Annotated in this window: 17 protein-coding genes; 8 read left to right on the forward strand and 9 right to left on the reverse strand. The window is 69.6% G+C overall.

Annotation, left to right across the window (positions count from 1 at the left end; translation table 11 throughout):
• The 4 genes from CA984_RS08085 to CA984_RS08100 all read right to left on the reverse strand — a co-directional run.
• A partial coding sequence (locus tag CA984_RS08085) for a protein kinase family protein (RefSeq protein WP_207620783.1) occupies positions 1-732 on the reverse strand: 732 nt, incomplete at its 3' end.
• 195 nt (positions 733-927) lie between these two features.
• Positions 928-2532 carry a murein biosynthesis integral membrane protein MurJ gene (gene murJ, locus CA984_RS08090; RefSeq protein WP_086569871.1) on the reverse strand — a complete coding sequence of 535 codons (1605 nt, stop codon included), beginning with the start codon at positions 2530-2532 and terminating at the stop codon, positions 928-930.
• A gap of 29 nt (positions 2533-2561) precedes the next feature.
• Positions 2562-4706, reverse strand: a complete 2145-nt coding sequence (locus CA984_RS08095; RefSeq protein ID WP_086569873.1) for a DUF6049 family protein — start codon at positions 4704-4706, stop codon at positions 2562-2564.
• 46 nt (positions 4707-4752) lie between these two features.
• Complete coding sequence (locus CA984_RS08100) at positions 4753-5274, reverse strand: aminoacyl-tRNA deacylase (protein ID WP_086569875.1); 522 nt, start codon at positions 5272-5274, stop codon at positions 4753-4755.
• A gap of 160 nt (positions 5275-5434) precedes the next feature.
• Here CA984_RS08100 and CA984_RS08105 point away from each other — a divergent pair, with 160 nt between their 5' ends.
• Positions 5435-6835 carry a CCA tRNA nucleotidyltransferase gene (locus CA984_RS08105; RefSeq protein ID WP_165781154.1) on the forward strand — a complete coding sequence of 467 codons (1401 nt, stop codon included), beginning with the start codon at positions 5435-5437 and terminating at the stop codon, positions 6833-6835.
• A gap of 25 nt (positions 6836-6860) precedes the next feature.
• On the opposite strand, the gene CA984_RS08110 is transcribed toward CA984_RS08105, so the two are convergent.
• Complete coding sequence (locus CA984_RS08110) at positions 6861-8159, reverse strand: MFS transporter (protein WP_086569879.1); 1299 nt, start codon at positions 8157-8159, stop codon at positions 6861-6863.
• Between the two features lie 138 nt (positions 8160-8297).
• On the opposite strand from CA984_RS08110, the gene idi reads away from it, so the two are divergent.
• On the forward strand, positions 8298-8879 hold the full coding sequence (idi, locus tag CA984_RS08115) for an isopentenyl-diphosphate Delta-isomerase (RefSeq protein ID WP_086569881.1): 582 nt from the start codon (positions 8298-8300) through the stop codon (positions 8877-8879).
• Between the two features lie 123 nt (positions 8880-9002).
• On the opposite strand, the gene CA984_RS08120 is transcribed toward idi, so the two are convergent.
• Together CA984_RS08120 and CA984_RS08125 are read right to left on the reverse strand one after the other, a co-directional pair.
• A complete protein-coding gene (locus tag CA984_RS08120; protein ID WP_086569883.1) occupies positions 9003-10082 on the reverse strand; it encodes an inositol-3-phosphate synthase in 1080 nt (359 codons plus the stop codon).
• 27 nt (positions 10083-10109) lie between these two features.
• Entirely contained in the window at positions 10110-10784 is a 675-nt protein-coding gene (locus tag CA984_RS08125) for a PadR family transcriptional regulator (protein ID WP_086569886.1), read from the reverse strand.
• A 696-nt stretch (positions 10785-11480) separates the two neighbouring features.
• On the opposite strand from CA984_RS08125, the gene CA984_RS08130 reads away from it, so the two are divergent.
• The 3 genes from CA984_RS08130 to CA984_RS08140 all read left to right on the forward strand — a co-directional run bounded on the left by CA984_RS08130 (position 11481) and on the right by CA984_RS08140 (position 16569).
• On the forward strand, positions 11481-13934 hold the full coding sequence (locus tag CA984_RS08130; RefSeq protein WP_086569888.1) for a transglycosylase domain-containing protein: 2454 nt from the start codon (positions 11481-11483) through the stop codon (positions 13932-13934).
• A complete protein-coding gene (locus tag CA984_RS08135; RefSeq protein ID WP_086569890.1) occupies positions 13934-15241 on the forward strand; it encodes a glycosyltransferase family 87 protein in 1308 nt (435 codons plus the stop codon). Before CA984_RS08130 ends, CA984_RS08135 begins: the two co-directional genes overlap by 1 nt.
• Positions 15242-15447: 206 nt before the next feature.
• Positions 15448-16569 carry a mannosyltransferase family protein gene (locus CA984_RS08140; RefSeq protein WP_086569892.1) on the forward strand — a complete coding sequence of 374 codons (1122 nt, stop codon included), beginning with the start codon at positions 15448-15450 and terminating at the stop codon, positions 16567-16569.
• Positions 16570-16644: 75 nt separating this feature from the next.
• On the opposite strand, the gene CA984_RS08145 is transcribed toward CA984_RS08140, so the two are convergent.
• Positions 16645-17403, reverse strand: a complete 759-nt coding sequence (locus tag CA984_RS08145; RefSeq protein ID WP_086569895.1) for a deoxyribonuclease IV — start codon at positions 17401-17403, stop codon at positions 16645-16647.
• A gap of 97 nt (positions 17404-17500) precedes the next feature.
• Between CA984_RS08145 and CA984_RS08150 the strand changes: the two genes are divergently transcribed.
• Positions 17501-17683, forward strand: coding sequence for a hypothetical protein (locus CA984_RS08150; protein WP_031158341.1), 183 nt, complete (start codon positions 17501-17503; stop codon positions 17681-17683).
• 31 nt (positions 17684-17714) lie between these two features.
• Here the strand turns inward: CA984_RS08150 and CA984_RS08155 are convergent, their stop codons facing one another.
• Positions 17715-18026, reverse strand: a complete 312-nt coding sequence (locus CA984_RS08155; protein WP_012895702.1) for a hypothetical protein — start codon at positions 18024-18026, stop codon at positions 17715-17717.
• Between the two features lie 222 nt (positions 18027-18248).
• Between CA984_RS08155 and rpsF the strand changes: the two genes are divergently transcribed.
• Complete coding sequence (gene rpsF / locus CA984_RS08160; RefSeq protein ID WP_012895701.1) at positions 18249-18539, forward strand: 30S ribosomal protein S6; 291 nt, start codon at positions 18249-18251, stop codon at positions 18537-18539.
• A 77-nt stretch (positions 18540-18616) separates the two neighbouring features.
• Positions 18617-19189 carry a single-stranded DNA-binding protein gene (locus tag CA984_RS08165; RefSeq protein ID WP_086569897.1) on the forward strand — a complete coding sequence of 191 codons (573 nt, stop codon included), beginning with the start codon at positions 18617-18619 and terminating at the stop codon, positions 19187-19189.
• Positions 19190-19202 lie beyond the last annotated feature (13 nt).

The following is a 19202-nucleotide window of genomic DNA, read 5'->3' on the forward strand; positions in this document are numbered from 1 at the left end:
CTCCTCGGGCGTCGTCAGCGGTTCGAGCCCGCGCCGGCTCTCCGGCAGCAGCACCCGGCAGGTGATGGTGTCGAGGTAGCCGGGGACGCCCGCGGTGACCTGGCGCGGTGAGCAGAAGTGGCCGTCGTCCATGGGGGCGGCGGGCAGCCCGCTCTCCTGCCCGTCACCGGGCCAGTGGCCCGTCAGCCCGGCGTACAGCAGGCGGCCGAGGCCTTCGGCGTCGGTCCGGGCGGGGTCGTCGCTCGTCACGTCGGCCAGGACGGCGTCGACCCCCACGCCGAGCAGCTTGACCGTGCTGCCCGCGGTCCACACCAGGTGGTCGGGGGTCAGGCAGAGGTGGGCCTGGTCCGCCTCGTGCGCGTGGGCCAGCGCCTCGGCCGCCTCCGCGACCAGCGCGGCGGCCCGCTCGGGGTCCAGCGGCCCAGAGGTGATCATGTCGGTGAGGGTCTCCCCGCTCACCCACTCGCTGACGACGTAGGAGTGGCCGTCGTCCTCGGTGGCGTCGAAGACCTGGGTCAGCCGCGGGTCGGTCAGCCGGCTGGCCGCCCGGGCGGCCGTGACGACCTCGTTGAGGCGGGGGAAGTCGGGGTCGAAGGTGTGCACGGCGACGGGCCGGGCGAGCACCTCGTCGATGGCCTTCCAGAGCGTGGCGCCGCCGGACTCGTGGACGCGGTCCTCAAGCCGGAAACGCTCGGCAAGCTTGGTGCCGGGCTCGACGGCGGAGGAACTCATGAGCTCTCCGTAACTGAGAACACGCCAGCGTCTTGCCGGGTTGACTCTTCAGGACACATCACGCGATGCCGGGTGGATCCGCCCACGCCCTCCTGCTTCCATTAGCCGCATGTCGTCACACGCGTCGCACCATGGTAGTCCCGCGCCGGTTCCGCCCGTGTTCTGCTTGTCAGACGCTTGGGACAAGTCTTGGGGTTACCGGCCTACCCGGCCCGCAACCATTCCAACGACCGAACTGACTTCCGGGATACGCATCCGGTACGCGATGACCAGGTAGAGAACCATACCGAGACCGCCGCCCGCGGCCAGCATGATGGCCGCGCTGAGCGCGTTCAGGTCGGTCAGCTCCTGAGTGAGCCACAACACACCCAGCGCGGCCGCCGCGGCCGGAAGCGCGGCCATGTACATCCGTGACAGCCCGGCGGCCACCACGCGCCCCTGGAGGCCGTGCACGCGGCGGCTGGCCAGGACCCAGGCGACCGCGGTGCCCACCACGTAGGTGACCGTGAACGCGAAGGCCAGGCCCATCACCACGTACTCCGCCGGAAGGGTGAAGTAGGCCACGACGCTGAGCGCGATGCTCAGCGCGGTGTTGCCCGCGCCGATGAAGACCGGCGTGCGGGTGTCGCCGAAGGCGTAGAAGACGCGCAGCAGGAGCTGGAAGATCGAGAACGGGACCAGCGCCAGGCCGAAGATCTGCAGCACGTTGCCGATGTAGACCGCCGAGTCGACGGTCATGTTGCCCCAGGAGAAGATCAGCACGGTCACGGCGGGGCCCAGCACCATCAGCAGCAGCCCGGCCGGCACCAGCAGCGCCGACACCAGCCGCACGCCCGAGGCGAACTCCTCCCGGACCGACTCCAGCTGCCCGTCGTGCACCGCCCGGCTCATCCGGGGCAGCATCGCGGTGATCACCGAGACCGCGATGATCCCGTAGGGGAGCTGGAAGAACTGGAACGCGTAGGCGTAGGCGGAGTTGCCCGCTCCGGGCGCCGTCTCCCCCGCTCCGGCGGAGAGCCTGGTGGTGACGAGGAAACCGATCTGGTTGATGGCGACGTAGGCGAAGGCCCAGACCGCGGTCCGGCCCATCTCGCCGAGCCCGGCGTTGCGCAGGTCGAACCTGGGCCGGAACCGGAAACCCACCCGGTGCAGCGATACGATCAGCACCAGGCACTGGGCCACGATCCCGGCGGTGGTGCCCAAGCCGAGCACGGCGAGGTCGGCGTCGCTCACCCTGTCGATGTCCGCGCCCGCGTCACCGAGCATCAGGTAGTAGGCCACCAGGACGCAGATCATCACGATGTTGTTCAGCACCGGCGCCCACATGGGCGCGCCGAACCTGTCGCGGGTGTTGAGGATCGCTCCGGCGATGGCCCCGATCCCGAAGAAGGCGATCTGCGGCAGGATGTACTGGGCCAGCGTGACCGCGACCTCGATCTTCCTGGCGTTCCAGCCGGTGCTGTAGAGGCCGATCAGCGGCCGGGCGAGCAGCACGGCCAGCACCGCCACCACGGTCAGCGCGACGGTCGCGAACGTCATCAGCCGCTGCTCGTAGGCCCGCCCGCCGTCGGGGTCGTGCTTCTGCCGCTTAATGATCATCGGGACGACGACGCTGCTCAGGATCCCGGTGATGAGGAAGTCGAGCAGGATGAACGGGATCGCGTAGGCGACGTTGTAGGCGTCACCCAGGTAGGCGGTGCCGATCGCCGCGGCGAGCATCGCCGTGCGGACGAACCCCGTGACGCGGGAGACCATCGTCCCCGCCGCCATGATCGCGCTCGCACGCAGGACCCTGCTCATGCGTTTTCCTCCGCTAGGTCGCTAGGTGCTCAGGACTCGGTGCCGGCCGGCGCGCTCGCGCGCCTCGGGGGTACGGTCGCCGCCGAGGCGCGGCGGGTCCCCCGGCGGCGCAGGACGCGCATGATCACGGCCGCCAGCATGACCAGCAGGGCCGCTCCGACGATCACCAGCGCGATCCCGGTGTAGCCGGTGGTCCGCACGGTCAGCTCGACGGGCTTGCCGTAGTTCCGGCCGTCGGCCGTGGTGAGCTGGACCGTCACGGTGGTCTGCCCGCTGGCCGTCGTCGTGGCGGTCATCGGGACCCGGATGGTCCGGTTCTGACCGCCGCGGAGCACGATCGGGTCGTCCTTGGCCTCGTACGACTCGATCTTCAGCAGCCTGGGCTGGTCGGAGGTCACCTTGAGCCGGACCGTGACCTGGTTGGCGTCGACGTCCTGGCCCAGCCCGTTGTGGACGGTGATCGGCACGTCGCCGTTCTTGCCGGCCAGCGTGCGGATCTGGGTCTGCTCGGTGCCGGTGATGGAGATCTTCCCGATCCGGGCGTCGACCGCCGTCCCGACCTGCTTGACGTACGGCGTCGCGGTCTCGGCCCTGTCCCGCCAGGCGGAGGAGGCGAGCCGGAGCACCGCCAGGTCGAACACGTCGAGGTCCTGCTCCGTGGTCACCGCGGCCGTCAGGTCGGCGCGCGCGGCGACGCGCTTGACGCTGCCCACGTACGGCTTGGCGAGCTCCTTGCGCCGGTCCTGGTCGGTGTAGGTCAGGCCGGTGCGCGGCGTGGGGACGCCCTTGCCCCGCTTGATCGCGTCGAGCGTGGCCGGGGCGAGCCACGGCAGGGTGGCGGCAGTCTTCGCCAGGCCGGTCACGTAGGCCGGGTCCGGGTCCCAACGCCGGGGCGGGACGCCGATCACGGTCCTGGCGGTGGTGACGGGCTCGGAGCTGATCATGGCGGTCTCCGCGATGAACCGCTGGCGGTTCATCAGGGCCGCGCCGGGGGCCGAGGTCTCGGCCCCGATGATCTCGCCCAGCGCCGTGTCGGTGACCAGCGCGGTGATCGGGCCGTTCACGCTCTCCACGGTCGCCGAGGCGTCCGGGGTGGTGGCGGGCGGGATCGCCGGCGGCAGGTTCAGCGGGTTCAGCAGGACGGTGGCGACGTCGCCGGTGGACAGCAGGTCCAGGCCGTCGTAGTCGATCAGGCCGTTCACCGGCCAGTTCACGTCGGTCAGGACGTCACGGCCGAGGGTCTCCCTGGTGACGATCTTGGCCGCGTCGATCCCGGTCCCCGTGACGTCGTCGACGCCGTTGTGGGCCAGGGCGGCCACGTCGGGGTCGCCGTAGGGGGTCGCCACGACCGGAGGCTTGGCGAGAGCCGTACGGAGGTCGTCGAGCCACTTGGCGGCCGCGGCGTTCGCCGGGCGGTTCTCGCTCTTGTCCTTGGTCCTGAGCGTGTAGGCCCTGCCCAGCGCCCGCACGTCGTCGAGGAGGGCGGGGTCGACCACCCAGGTGAGCCCCTTGGCCGAGGAGGTGTCCCGGGCGATCTCCAGCAGGTTGCCGAGGCGCTTGCCGTCGGCCAGGGACGCGGGCAGGCCGTCGCTGACGAAGGTGCGGTCGTCGGCCCGGCGGGGCTGGTCGATGAGCGGCAGGACCATGGCGAGCCTGGTCCGCGGCACCTTGACGTCCTTGGGCATGTAGGCCACGAAGGTGCGCTGGACGGCGAGCTGCTGGCCGATGGGGTCGAGCACCTCGATCATGACCGGGTAGACGCCGAACCGGGTCAGGCCCAGCCGCTGCGGCGTGGAGACGAACTCCCACGGCGCCTTGGCGGAGGGGGCGACCTGCGGGACGTTGAGCTGGTTCCAGGTGGTCGGCTGGAGCCCCTCCTGGCCGCTCTGGTAGGCCGCCATGTCGGCGCGCCGGGCGAACGGCTGGGAGGAGTAGCGCATCCGGATCCGCAGGTTGGCGAGCGCCTCGGTGCCGGTGTTGGTGAAGGACCCGGAGATCTTGATCTCGGTGGTCGGCTCACGGGGCACGTCGGGGCTGATCGCCTCCACCACGAGCTGGGGGCTCTGGCGGCTCGCCGTGGTCGTCTGGGCGTTCGCCGTAGCCGGAGGCACCACGGCCGCGGGAAGAAGCAGCGTGGTGGCGAGCACGGCGAGCAGCGCGGCCTTGTTGATCACATGCCGGCCATGGGTCGAGTACGGCGCACGCCCGTAATGCTATGGCCTATCCAGCGAGGGGAAAGGTCGCAGGCTCCCTCCGTGACCGGGAATGGACTAGGTCAATGGTCTTCCCTGAGACAAGTGTGAGCAGGTGATCGGCACGTACCCGCAGTGCCGTGTGACGCTCTCCGGTCGGTGTGTGGACAACCTGCCCGGTTCCGGCGAGCCGCTCGTCGACCAGCACGGTCAGCCCGTCGGGGAGCAGCAGCGGGCAGATCAGCCCGGCGGCGTAGTCGGTGACGGAGTTCACCGTGAAGGCCGAGGCGGGACGGACCCGGCGGGCGCCCAGGGTGCCGCCGATCACGCCGGGCTGGGGAGGGAAGGCGACGGAGGTGACGACCGCGACGGGCTCGCGGCCGATCCGGGTCGTGACCTCGAAGACTGTGACCTGCACGCAGGACGCCGGGCTCGCGGACAGCAGCTCCGGCAGTTCGTCGACGCATGTCATCGCGCGCGGAAGGCGTACGATCTCATGGTGGACCTGGTGTGCGAGGAGCCAGCGGTGGATCGCGAGGGCGTCCTTCATGTATGTGCTCCTTGCCTCGACGCACGGCCCCCGACGGTCTCCTGACTGACCGTAACCTGGTGATCGCGTCAGGTGTATCCCCAGAGGGGAACATGTTCCGTAACCGAAGGACCTACCCGGCTTGTCCCTTTCAAATCTGTCTGAGAGCCAGCGGCACGGCATGAGCGAGCTGTTCCGGAAGATCGCCCCCGTGGCCGACGAACTCGGCGAACTGTTCTCCGCCCGGGGATACCAGATCGCCCTGGTGGGCGGCTCCGTCCGCGACGTCCTCCTCGGCAGGATCGGCAACGACCTCGACCTGACGACCGACGCGCGTCCGGAGACGGTCCTGGAGCTGATCCGCGACTGGGCCGACTCCGTCTGGACGATCGGCATCGACTTCGGCACGGTCGGCGTGCGCAAGGGCAACTGGCTGCTGGAGATCACCACCTACCGCAGCGAGTCCTACGATCCCAAGTCGCGCAAGCCCGACGTGGTCTACGGCGACACGCTGGAGGGCGACCTCGCCCGGCGCGACTTCGCCGTCAACGCGATGGCGCTGCGCCTGCCGTCCCGCGAGTTCGTGGACCCGCACGGCGGCCTCGACGACCTGCACGCCAAGGCGCTGCGCACCCCGGCCCTCCCCGAGCGGTCCTTCGACGACGACCCGCTGCGGATGCTCCGCGCCGCCCGGTTCGCCAGCCAGCTCGGCTTCACCGTGGACCCGGCCGCGTTCGCCGCGATGACCGCGATGGCCGAGCGGATCGAGATCGTCTCCGCCGAGCGGATCCGCGACGAGCTGAACAAGCTGATCTGCGGCGATCACCCCCGCGAGGGGCTCAAGATCCTCGTCGACTCCGGGCTCGCCGCCCACGTCCTGCCCGAACTGCCCAAGCTCCGCCTGGAGATCGACGAGCACCACCGGCACAAGGACGTCTACGAGCACACGCTGATCGTGCTGGAGCAGGCGATCGACCTGGAGGAGAACGGCCCCGACCGCGTCCTGCGCTGGGCCGCGCTCCTGCACGACGTGGGCAAGCCCAAGACCCGCCGCCACGAGCCCGGCGGCCGGGTCTCCTTCCACCACCACGAGATGGTCGGCGCGCAGCTCGCCAAGAAGCGGATGTCGGAGCTGAAGTTCCCCAAGGACGTGGTGGCCGACGTGTCCCGCCTGGTGGAGCTGCACCTGCGCTTCCACGGGTACGGCACCGGCGAGTGGACCGACTCGGCCGTCCGCCGCTACGTCCGCGACGGCGGGCCCCTGCTCGAACGCCTGCACAAGCTGACCCGCGCCGACTGCACCACGCGCAACAAGCGCAAGGCCCAGGCGCTGTCGCGGACCTACGACCAGCTTGAGGAGCGCATCGCCCGGCTGGCCGACGAGGAGGAGCTGGGGAAGATCCGCCCCGAGCTCGACGGCAACGAGATCCAGGCCCTCCTCGGCGTCCCCCCGGGCCCGGTCGTCGGCCGCGCCTACAAGTTCCTCCTGGACATGCGCCTGGACAAGGGCGTCATCGGCAAGGAGGCGGCGGCCGACGCCCTGCGCCAGTGGGCCCACGAGAACGGCCTCTCCGCCGGGTGACGTCGCCGACCCGGACCGCAGAGGGTCACGACGGCGATGACGGCAGCGGCTCGGGCGCTCGGCCCGGGGTGACCACCCGGTAGAGCGCCGCGCCGCCCAGGTATCCGGCGGTGATGAGCCCCAGCACCAGCAGTGACCGGCCATCGGCCGGCAGCAGGGCCGCGGCCAGGGCCGCGGCCAGCACGTAGGTGCCGTTGAAGAGCATGTCGTAGATCGAGAAGGCCCGGCCGAGGTAGGCGTCCTCGACGTCCCGCTGGACGCTCGTGTCCGCGCAGATCTTGATGCTCTGCCCGGCGATGCCGAGCACGAAGCCGCCGACCGCGAAGCCCCACTGCTGGAACGGCGCGCAGAGCGCGAACGTCAGCACCCCGGCGGTGGCGAGCATGGTCTGCACCCACCGCTCGATGCCGAAGCGCTCGGTGGCCCACGGCGTGACCAGGATGGCCAGGGCGTAGCCGACCCCGGAGGTGGCGACCACGACGGAGACCGCGTTCAGCGCGTCCTCGGTGTTCTCGGCGAAGTAGTAGCGCGACAGCAGCACCAGCATCGCCGTGCACATGCCGTACACGAACCGGTGGGTGGCCATCGCCCCCATCGCGGCGGCGGCGGCCCGGTGGCGGACGAGATGCCGCGCGCCGTCGGCCAGGCCGCTCAGCACGTGGCGTACGGCGGCGCGGGCCTGCGGCCGGTCCGGGTCGTAGGCCGGGCCGAGCAGCTCCCTGCCCATGGTCCTGGCGATCAGCGCGCTGAACCCGAAGCTGAGGCCGGAGGCGACCAGCAACACCGCCGTGCCCCGGTGGTCCGAGCCGAAGACCATCCGCAGCAGGTAGCCCGCGCCCACGCCCACGAAGGTCAGCACGGTGCCGGAGGTGGGGGTGACCGCGTTGGCCACCATCAGCCGGTCGGCCGGGACGACGTGCGGGAGCGAGGCGCCCAGCGCGGCGAGGAAGAAGCGGTTGACCCCGAGGACGGCGAGCGCGGCGGCGTAGAAGAGCCCCTCGGGAGCGCCGGCGGCGATGAGGGCGGCGGCCAGCAGCAGCAGCGCCCCGCGGACCAGCGGCGCGATCACCAGGATCTGCCGCCGGGACCAGCGGTCGATGAACACCCCCACGAAGGGCCCCAGGACCGAGTACGGCAGGAACAGCACCGCCAGTCCGGCGGCGATCTCGATGGCGCTGGTGCTCTTCTCCGGGTTGAAGAAGGCGAATCCGGCTACGCCGAACTGGAAGATCCCGTCGGAGAACTGCGAGACCAGGCGGGTGCCGAACAGCCGCCGGAAGTCCCGACCTTCCAGGACCACGCGTAGATCGGATACGAATGACACGGGGTCAGCCTACGCTCGGCCGTCCCCGTGGAGACATCGGGAACATCCCTGAGATACGGGGGCGGACACTTCCACACCTTTCATGATCTAACGCTGATCAGGCATGACGGGCCGACATGGTCACGTACCCTCGGTCGGGTGACGCCTCAAGAACACGTCGTGCTCGTCGACCCCGAGGGGAACGCGCTCGGCACGGCCCCCAAGTCCGTGGTGCACGGTCCGGACACCCCCCTCCATCTCGCCTTCTCCAGCTACGTCTTCGACGGGCAGGGCCGGGTGCTCCTCACCCGCAGGGCGTCGCACAAGCTCACCTGGCCCGGGGTGTGGACCAACAGCTGCTGCGGTCACCCGCTGCCCGGCGAGCCGATGGCGGAGGCGGTGACCCGCCGGCTCTCCCACGAGCTGGGGCTGAGCGCCGGCGGCGTCGACCTGCTGCTGCCGCGCTTCTCCTACCGGGCGGTCATGGACAGCGGGATCGTCGAGCACGAGCTCTGCCCGGTCTACCGGGTGGTCGCCGGGTCCGACGTCGCGCCCAACCCCGACGAGGTCGACGACGTGCGCTGGATGCCGTGGAAGGAGTTCGTCGACGGGGTGCTCGCCCACCGCCTGGCCGTCTCCCCGTGGTGCCGCGAGCAGCTCCCGCAGCTGGTCGAGCTGGGCGCCGACCCCCTCGGCTGGCCGGTCGCCGACCCCGCCGGGCTCCCCGCCGCCGCCCGCTGACCACGGATCGGCCGGGCACGGGCCGGCCGGACACGGATCATCCGGGAACGGGCCGCCGAACGCGGGCCTTCAACGCGGAGAGCCCCCCGCCCGATGGGCAGGGGGCTCCTCACAGTCGGGCGCTCAGCGCTCGACCTCGCCGCGGATGTACTTCTCCACGTACTCGCGAGCCTCGTCGTCGGAGTACTGCTCCGGCGGGGATTTCATGAAGTAGGAGGAGGCCGACAGGATCGGCCCGGCGATGCCCCGGTCGAGGGCGATCTTCGCGGCGCGGACCGCGTCGATGATGATGCCGGCGGAGTTGGGGGAGTCCCAGACCTCCAGCTTGTACTCCAGGTTCAGCGGGGTGTCGCCGAAGGACCTGCCCTCCAGGCGGACGTAGGCCCACTTGCGGTCGTCGAGCCACGGCACGTGGTCCGACGGGCCGATGTGCACGTCGGCCTTGCCCATCTCGTGCGGGATCTGGGAGGTGACGGACTGGGTCTTGGAGATCTTCTTGGACTGCAGGCGCTTGCGCTCCAGCATGTTCATGAAGTCCATGTTGCCGCCGAAGTTCAGCTGGTAGGTGCGGAGCAGCTCCACCCCGCGGTCCTCGAACAGCTTGGCCATCACGCGGTGCGTGATCGTCGCGCCGACCTGGGACTTGATGTCGTCGCCGATGATCGGGACGCCGGCGTCGGTGAACTTCTGGGCCCACACCGGGTCGGAGGCGATGAACACCGGCAGCGCGTTGACGAACGCGACCTTGGCGTCGAGGGCGCACTGTGCGTAGAAGCGGTCGGCCTCCTCCGACCCGACGGGCAGGTAGGAGACCAGGACGTCGACCTTGTTGTCCTTGAGGACCTGCACGACGTCGGCGGGGGCCTCGTCCGACTCCTCGATCATGTCCCGGTAGAACTCGCCGAGGCCGTCGAAGGTGTGGCCGCGCTGCACGGTCACGCCCAGCGGCGGCACGTCGCAGATCTTGATGGTGTTGTTCTCCGAGGCGACGATCGCCTCGGACAGGTCACGCCCGACCTTCTTGGCGTCGACGTCGAAAGCCGCGACGAACTCGACGTCACCGACGTGGTAGTCGCCGAACTTGACGTGCATCAGGCCCGGCACCCGGGCGCCGGGGTCGGCGTCCCTGTAGTAGTGCACGCCCTGTACGAGCGACGTGGCACAGTTGCCTACACCGACAATGGCTACGCGCACCGAACCCATGGCACTCGCTCCCCTTGTTCTGAGTGGTCATTTGTCTTCCGGGGCGGCATGCCGCCCCGTGTTATCTGCTCCGGGCGCGGGCGCCCGGGATGTTCCTTCTTGCGTGGACTGCCGCTCTTCGTCGGCTGAGGAGCTCCGTCGCTCGGTGGCGATCAGCTCATTCAACCAGCGCACTTCGCGTTCGACCGACTCCAGACCGTGACGCTGCAGTTCGAGGGTGTAGCTGTCGAGCCGTTCCCGCGTGCGGGCGAGAGCCGTCCGGACGCCGTCGAGGCGTTCTTCCAGCCGGCTGCGGCGTCCTTCGAGGATGCGCAGGCGCACCTCGGCCTCGGTGTGCCTGAAGAAGGCGAAATGGACGCCGAAGCTCTCGTCCTCCCAGGCGGACGGACCTGCCTGGGTGAGCAGCTCCTGGAGCCGCTCCTTGCCCTCCGCGGTCAGCTTGTAGACGATCTTCGACCGGCGGCCGGTGAGCGTTATGGGGCTCTCGGCCGGGGCAGAGGCCGTGTCGGACGCGCTGTCCTCCACGATGAGCCCGTCGGTCAGCAGCTGGCGGAGGCAGGGGTAGAGCGAGCCGTAGGAGAACGCCCGGAACATGCCGAGGAGAGCGTTGAGCCGTTTGCGCAGCTCATAGCCGTGTAGCGGGGTCTCGTGCAGCGACCCGAGCACGGCGAGCTCCAGCACGCCGCCGCGTCCACTGGCCACTGGAAACCACCACCTCTCGCGTCGATGTATCGAGCCGATACATCTTGAGGATACGTCGAACCAACATATCTCTGCAATTAACGACTTTCCCAAGAGGTTGGGCGCAAACAGTAAAAAGCCGTAGTGTGACGCCTATGTGGTCGCAGCGGGCGGTAGTGGGCCGTGGCCCCCGCATGCTCGGGCCCGCCTTCCAATACGGGGAATCCCGCGCTCGTGCGGGAGAGGTCTGCCAAGGTTGTTCTCGGAACCACCCGCCGGTCTCGTCCGTCCTCGGGATTGGAGATCCACCCGAAGAAGTCGGCTACCAGTCAGCCAAGGCGACGAGATCTTCCGTGATCTGGAGGTAATCTCCCCGCCAGCACGCCGCCGTAGACCCCGATGACCGAACGAGGACGCGTGAGTAACAGCCACAGCCATGACCCGGAGCCGGACGGGCGTCAGCAGCGCCCGGACGCGTCGGCTCCCCAGGGACGGCGCCGTCGCTCAAGCCCAGGCGCCGCTCCCCGTGCAGTTCCCCCGTCCCAGCCCTCCCAAACCGGTGACGCGGCCTGGAGTACGCCCCAGGCGCAGGGACGGTCGCAGGGCGTAGGACCCGATCCTCGGGACTTCGGACGGGCGCCGCAGGGCGCCGGGCGCGACCCCCGGGAGACCGGCCGCGCGCCGCAGGGCGCCGGGTACGGTCCCGGGGAGAGCGGGATGCGCCGGCGCGACCCCGACCCGGTCGCCGGCCGCCGCGCCGAGGCCGCCTTCGAGGACACCCAGGCCATGCTCGCCGCCCAGGCGAGGAGCGAGCGTTCCCCGGACTCCGGTCCCGGTGGGCGGAGCAGGCGTGGCCGGGCCGGGCGCGCCGTCTCGGCGGAGGACACCGTGCTCTCCGGCGCCCCCGGCGCCCCCGGCGGCCCCGGCGGACGCGGACCAGGCGGACGTGGTCCCGGCGACGGGGACGGGGACGACGAGCCCGGCAGCCGGGGGTGGAGGCGTTTCGTCCCCGGCTGGAAGATCATGCTGGCGAGCTTCACGGTCATCACCGCGGGCGTCTTCGGCATGATCGCGGTCGGCTACGCCAACACGCCCGACCCCTCGGCCATGGACCGGCAGGCCAGCGTGGACGACCAGGGCAGCGTCATCTACTACAGCGACAAGACCCCGCTCGCCCGCCTCGGCGTCAAACGGACGCTGGTGACGTTCGACAAGATCCCGCGGCACGTCCAGGACGCGGTGATCGCCGCGGAGAACCGCAGCTTCCGCGAGGACAACGGCATCGACTTCAAGGGCATGGCCAGGTCGCTGTGGAGCACCGTGAGCGGCGAGCAGGTCCAGGGCGCCTCGACCATCACCCAGCAGATGGCCCGTAACTACTACGACGGCCTCAGCCAGGAGCGGTCGATCCAGCGGAAGGTCAAGGAGATCTTCGTCGCGATCAAGCTGGACAAGGAGATCAGCAAAGAGGAGATCCTGACCCAGTATCTCAACACCATCTACTTCGGCCGCGGCGCCCACGGCATCCAGGCCGCGGCGCAGGCGTTCTTCAACAAGGACGTCGACGAGCTGACCCCGGAGATGGCCGCCTACCTCGCCGGCCGCATCCAGAACCCCGACGCGTTCGACCGCGCCGAGAACGCCAAGAACCTGGCCCCCACCCAGGGGCGCTACGACTACGTGATCAAGGGCATGGCCCTGATCGACCCGGGCAAGTACGGCTCGCTGCCCGCCAAGTCCCCCACGGCCCCCAAGCGGATCGCCGTCCGCAACAAGGACTACTACGCGGGCATCAAGGGATACATGATCACCGAGGTGCTCCGGGAGCTCAAGCGCAAGGGCATCAGCCAGGAGGACGTCGAGCGGGGCGGCTACAAGATCTACTCCACGTTCGACAAGCGCCTGATGCTCGCGGCCAAGAAGGCCGTCGAGGAGAACACCTCCAGCCTCTCCAAGGAGATCCACACCGGGCTCGCGGCCGTGGACCCCCGCAACGGGCGGGTCGTCGCCTTCTACGGGGGGCCCAACTTCCTCAAGCAGGAGTGGAACGACGCGTTCATGTCCGAGAAGCAGGCGGCGTCGGCGTTCAAGCCCTACGTCCTGGCCGCCTGGCTGGAGGCCGGCAACAGCCTCAACAGCTACCTCCTGGGCAAGGGCCCGATCAAGGCGCCCGGCACCAACGACATCAAGAACTCCCACGACATCGCCGGCGGCTCGGTCAACACCATCAGGGCCACCGCCGAGTCCGTCAACACGGCGTTCGTGCAGATGGGCATGGAGGTCGGCCTGGAGGAGGTCGTCAAGATCGCGGCCGGGGCGGGCATCAACGAGAACAACCTCCAGAAGACCGTGAAGGACCACGCCTTCGCCCTCACCATCGGCTCCGGCCCGGTCACCCCGGTCCAGCAGGCCGGCGGCTACTCGATCTTCGCCAACGAGGGCAAGCACTTCGAGAACCACGTCGTGATCAAGGTCATCGACCGTGACAAGACGGTGGTCCTCCCGGAGACCACCCAGCACACCCAGGTCATCAGCCCCGACAGCGCGGCCGACGCCATCGTCGCTTTGGAGGCGGTCGTCAAGGATCGCGCCGGCACCGGCAGGGCCGCGGCCCTCTACGACCGGCCGGTGGCGGGCAAGACCGGCACCAACGACGAGAACAAGGAGGCGTGGTTCGTCGGGTTCACCCCGCAGCTGTCCACCGCCGTCGGCATGTACCGGCAGCAGAAGAAGACGAACCGCGAGATCTCGCTGGGCGACATCCAGGGCGCCACCTATCCCACCCGGGTGTGGCACGCCTTCATGGCGGAGGCGATGAAGGGCAAGGAGGTCATCCCGTTCCCGCCGCGCGCCAACGTCGGCACGGACAACAACATCGCTCCCAAGCCCACCCCGACGCCGACCCCGACGCCCACGCCGGACCCGTTCGCCACCGACGGACCCGGTGACGACGGCATCCCCGAAGACCTCGGGGACCAGCAGCCCTTGCCTGACGACCAGGGCTGCCTGCCCGGCGACATCACCTGTGACTCCACGGGGGACGACACCGGCTTCCCGGACGAGAACGGCGACGGCGGCGGCGACGGCGGCGGCGATATCGGCAGCAACGGCGGCGCCCCCGCCGCGGTCGCGCCCGACCCCAGGGCCAGACCGTCCGGGCAGCGGCCCTGATGAAGAGCCTCCAGTCGCCGCTGAACACGGTGTCCGGCCTCGGGACGCGCGCGGTCCCGTACATCCCCCTGGCCCTGTTCGCGGGGCTGGGGGCTCTGCTGTCCTACCTGTGGAAGTGGCCCTGCCGCTTCGGCGGGGCGTGGAACCACGGGACCCTGCAGTTCACGAACTTCTGTTACACTGACATCTATCCGCTGTGGTGGAACGAGAAGCTCCACGAGGGCAAGATCCCCTACTTCGACTACCCGGTCGAATACCCCGTCGGCATCGGCGGGATCATGGAGTTCTTCCGCCGCATCGTCACGCCCATGAGCGATCCCGGGACGGCGTTCTACGACCTGACCGTGATCCTCATGGCCCTCTGCCTGGTCGTCGGCGTGCTGCTGATGGCCGCGCTGGCCGGCCCGGTCCGGCGCTGGGACGCGCTCTGGTACGCCCTCGCCCCCGCGCTGATCCTCACCGCCTACATCAACTGGGACCTGGCCGCCAACGCCCTGTCGCTGGGCGCGCTGCTGGCCTGGTCCAAGCGGCGGCAGTGGCTGGCGGGCGTCCTGCTCGGCCTGGCGATCGCCACGAAGTTCTACCCGCTGATGTTCCTGGGCCCGCTGTTCCTGCTGACGCTGCGGACCGGCAAGTGGGTGCCGTTCCTCAAGACGGTCGGCGGCGCGGCCGGGATCTGGATCCTCGTCAACGCGCCGATCATGCTGACCGCCTTCGACGGGTGGAAGCGGTTCTACGTCTTCAGCCAGGAGCGACGCGCCGACTGGGGCTCGATCTGGTACTTCTTCAACCAGAAGCAGTGGCCGATCCTCGGTGACGCCGACCGGCTCGACACGCTCGGCGTCCTCTCGCTGGGCGCCTTCTGCCTGGCGATCGCGGTGCTCGCGGTGACCGCCCGGACCCGGCCCCGGCTGATGCAGCTGTGCTTCCTCACCCTGGCCGCGTTCATGCTGACCAACAAGGTGTGGTCGCCGCAGTACGTGCTCTGGCTGATCCCCTTCGCGGTGCTGGCCCGGCCCAACTGGAAGGCGATCGCGCTCTGGCAGGTCGCCGAGTGCTGGTACTTCTTCGCGATCTGGCTCTACCTGGTCGGCATCCAGCCCGGCAACGAGGCGCTGGGCATCTCCGGCGACACCTACTTCACCGCCGTGTGGGGCCGGGCGATCACCATCCTGATCATGATGGGCCTCGTCGTGCGCGACATCCTCAAGCCGGACAAGGACGTGATCCGGCAGGCCGGGACCGACGACCGGTCCGGCGGCGTCTTCGACGGAGCCCCCGACCGGTTCCGCATCGCGCTCTCCTGACCCCCGGCCGGTCTCCGGCCACGGTCCCCGGCCGGTCTCCCCGGTCCCACGGATCCGGTACGGCACGCACGCCGTACCGGATCCGTGCTGTCCGGAGGGGGCGGCCGTCCGGAGGCGGTCCGCCGGAAGTGGTCTGCCGGAAGTGGTCAACGTCATGACCTCCCGGGCTGGCCTCAAGACATGATGATCCGCCACAATTCCACCGTATGACCACCCCCCTGGAACCTCCACGCGACACCGCGATGGAGGCGTTGACGCTCTGGCTGAGTTCCCGGTTGGGAATCGTCGTCCTCGCGGTCGTGGGGGCCGGGGCCATGTCGGGGGGAGATACCGTCGCGCCGTTCCTGGAGCGCTGGAAGCACTGGGACACCCAGCTCCTCATCACCATCGCCGAGCACGGCTACGGCGGCGACCCCGCCGCCGCCGAACCGGACAAGGGGCTGCCCGCGTTCTTCCCCGGCATGCCGCTGACGCTCCGCGCGGTGCACACGGTCGTGGGCGACTGGACGCTCGCCGGGCTGCTCATCTCCTTCGTGGCGGGCGCCGTCGCGATGGTGGCGCTGGCCAGGCTCGCCGAGTTCGAGGGGCCGCCGGGAGCCGGGTGGCGCGCGGTGCTGGCGCTGCTGCTCTGGCCGATGTCGGTGTTCCTGTTCACCGGCTACAGCGAGGCGCTGTTCCTGGCCTTCGCGATCCCGGCCTGGCTGGCGGCACGCCGGGGCCACTGGCCACTGGCCGCCGGTCTCGCGGCGGGGGCCTCCTGCATGCGGATCACCGGTCTGTTCCTGGCCCTCGCCCTGATCGTGGAGTTCTTCACCCGGCGGCAGGCCGTACGGCAGGCGGCCTGGCTGGTGCTGCCGTTCGTGCCGCTGGTGCTCTACTCCGCCTACCACTACAGCCGCAGCGGCGACTGGCTGGCGTGGAAGCACGCCCAGGAGGCCGGGTGGGGACGGCACATGGTGTGGCCGTGGGAGTCGCTGATCACGACGTGGAACTCGGCCATGGGGGAGGGACGGTTCGCCTGGGCGTTCCGGCTGGAGATCGCCGGGGCGGTCGTCGGGATCGGGCTCGTGCTGGTCCTGCTCTACCTGCGGCGGTGGAGCGAGTTCGTCTACGTGGGCCTTCAGGTGGGCGCCCTCGTCTGCTCCGCCTACTACCTGTCGATCCCGCGCTCGGCGCTGCTGTGGTGGCCGCTGTTCCTGCTCCTCGCGCGGGCGGGCACCCCGGGCGCGCGCTGGAGACAGTGGGTGATCCTCGTCTACGCGCTGGTGGTCGGCCCGTTGATGGTGCTCAACACGCTGACTTTCATGGACGGTGCCTGGGTGGGGTGACTCTCCTTACCCATTCTTGGCGCGGAGTAATCCAGAAAAGTTATCCACAGGCTGTGGATCAAGCGTTCTCGCCGATCAGAGGCTCTTCCTGAGGAGAGAGATGTCCTCGGCCTGGCCCTCGAACGGTGTCTCCACCACGATCGGCGCCCCCGCGCTGCGGCAGACCGAGAGGATCAGCTCGGTGTCGATCCGGCCCGCGCCGAGGTTGGCGTGCCGGTCGGCGCCGGATCCCGCGGCGTCGCGGGAGTCGTTGCAGTGGATCAGGTCGATCCGCCCGGTGATGGCCATGATCCGCTCGACCACGTCGGCCAGCTCCTCGCCGGCCGCATGCGCGTGGCAGGTGTCCAGGCAGAAGCCCACGTCGAAACCGTCGAGGGCGTCCCACAGCCGGGCGATGCGCTCCAGCCTGCGGGCCATCGCGTTGTCGCCGCCCGCGGTGTTCTCGATGAGCACCGGGACCTCGTGCTCCTCCAGCCGCTCGAACACCTTGCGCCAGTTGTCGAAGCCCTTCTGCGGGTCGTCCCCGGCGCCGACGTGGCCGCCGTGGACGATCAGGCCCTTGGCGCCCAGCTCGGCCGCCGCGGCGAGGTTCGAGCTCAGCAGCTTGCGGCTGGGGATGCGGATCCGGTTGTTGGCGGTGGCCACGTTGATCACATAGGGCGCGTGGATGTAGACGTCCACGTCGGAGTCCCTGATCTCCCGGGTCTTGTCGCCGATGACCGGGCCCTTCCAGCCCTGGGGATCGCCGAGGAAGAACTGCGCGACCTCGGCGTCGCGCGCCCTGGCGTGGGCCAGCGGGTCGTCCTGGTCGACATGGGCTCCGATACGCGGCATGTGTTCGAGCCTAGCCGTTTCGAGCCGCCTGTCACGGGCAGTCGCACGGCGCGCCCCGATGCCCGCTCCCCCCGCGGGCCGAACGCAAGGAGTCGAAGTGGCTTACTACCGCAGAGGGATCAGCCTGATCGGCCTGATCTACATCCTGGTCGGCCTCTACGTGGCCTGGGTCTACGACTACATCACCCCCAAGCTCCTGAAGGACGTCGCCGAGGCACTGCTGGCGGTCTTCCTGTGGTTCCTCGTCCTGCTCGGCGTGGACCTGCGGCTGGGCGGCTAGCCGCCGGGCGCGGCCTTCGGCAGTCGGGGCTCTACGGGTAGAAACCGCCGTGGTAGATGCCGAAGGCCACGCCCACGAACGAGGCCACGATGCCCACGATGTTCAGCGAGCGCTCGGCCGTCGTCGCCGAGACGTACTGCGAGTAGAAACCCCCGACGAACCCCACCGTCCCCAGCCACGCCCCGATCGCGTGCGCGCCGGGGAAGAACGCGGACACGAAGGCGATCAGCCCGCAGGCGAGCGTGACGACACTCAGGACGTTCTCGACGGGGTGCCGTCGCCCGTCGCTGTTCAGTCGCAGCCGGGACGGCCGGCCCCCGGTGGAACGAAACACGTGCGGCATGGCTCACCACCCCCCGTCCTCTCATGGTAGGGAGGTGCCCGGCGAGGTGACGGCCCAACCCTTGACCGGCTGGTAGGCTGGCACGGCTACGTTTCATGGGCGTGTTATGACCCGCCCTCCACCACGGCCGCCGAAATGGGCGACCGCGGTGAAGACGTCAGCGTCCTCCTGTCACGGCACGGTGTCGTGACCGCAAGAGTCCAGAGGAGGTTGGAAGCCAGCATGCGTCGTTACGAGATGATGGTCATTCTCGACCCTTCGCTCGATGAGCGTACGGTGGCCCCTTCCCTCGACCAGTTCCTCACTGTCGTCCGCAATGACGGCGGCAGCGTGGAGAAGGTCGACGTGTGGGGTCGTCGTCGGCTGTCCTACGACATCGACAAGAAGCCCGAGGGCATCTACGCCGTCATCGACCTGACCGCTGAGCCCGCCACGGTCAAGGAGCTCGACCGGCAGATGAACCTCAACGAGGGCATCCTGCGGACCAAGGTCCTCCGTCCGGACGTGCACTAACCCCCGGCATTTTGTCGGGCGGCAGCCGTACTCTGAGCCGATAACCAGCTAAGGCCGCAGGAAGGGCAGCGCTAGCCATGGCAGCAGGCGACACCACCATCACCATCGTCGGCAACCTCGTCGACGATCCGGAGCTGCGGTTCACCCCTACGGGGCAGGCTGTGGCCCGGTTCCGCATCGCATCCACTCCGCGGTTTCTGGACAAGACGACCAACGAGTGGAAAGACGGCGAAGGCCTCTTCCTGACCTGCAACGTCTGGCGGCAGGCGGCGGAGAACGTCGCCGAGAGCCTCCAGCGCGGCATGCGGGTCATCGTTCAGGGACGGCTCCGCCAGCGGTCTTACGAGACCAAGGAAGGCGAGAAGCGCACCGTCTACGAGGTCGAGGTCGACGAGGTCGGCCCCTCCCTGAAGAACGCGACCGCCAAGGTCAACAAGACCGCCCGTCAGGGCGGCGGCGGTGGCGGCGGCTTCGGCGGCGGCCCGGCCAACGACCCGTGGGCCTCCGCGGCGCCCGCCGCCCCCCAGGGCGGCGGCTTCGGCGGCGGTAACAACTACGGCGGCGGTGGCGGCGGCAACTTCGGTGGCGGCCAGCAGCAGGGTGGCGGCAACTTCGGTGGCGGCGACTTCAGCGACGAACCGCCCTTCTAGGTCGATCCTTCCA

This window comes from Streptosporangium minutum (assembly GCF_002149035.1).
Lineage (GTDB): Bacteria > Actinomycetota > Actinomycetes > Streptosporangiales > Streptosporangiaceae > Streptosporangium > Streptosporangium minutum.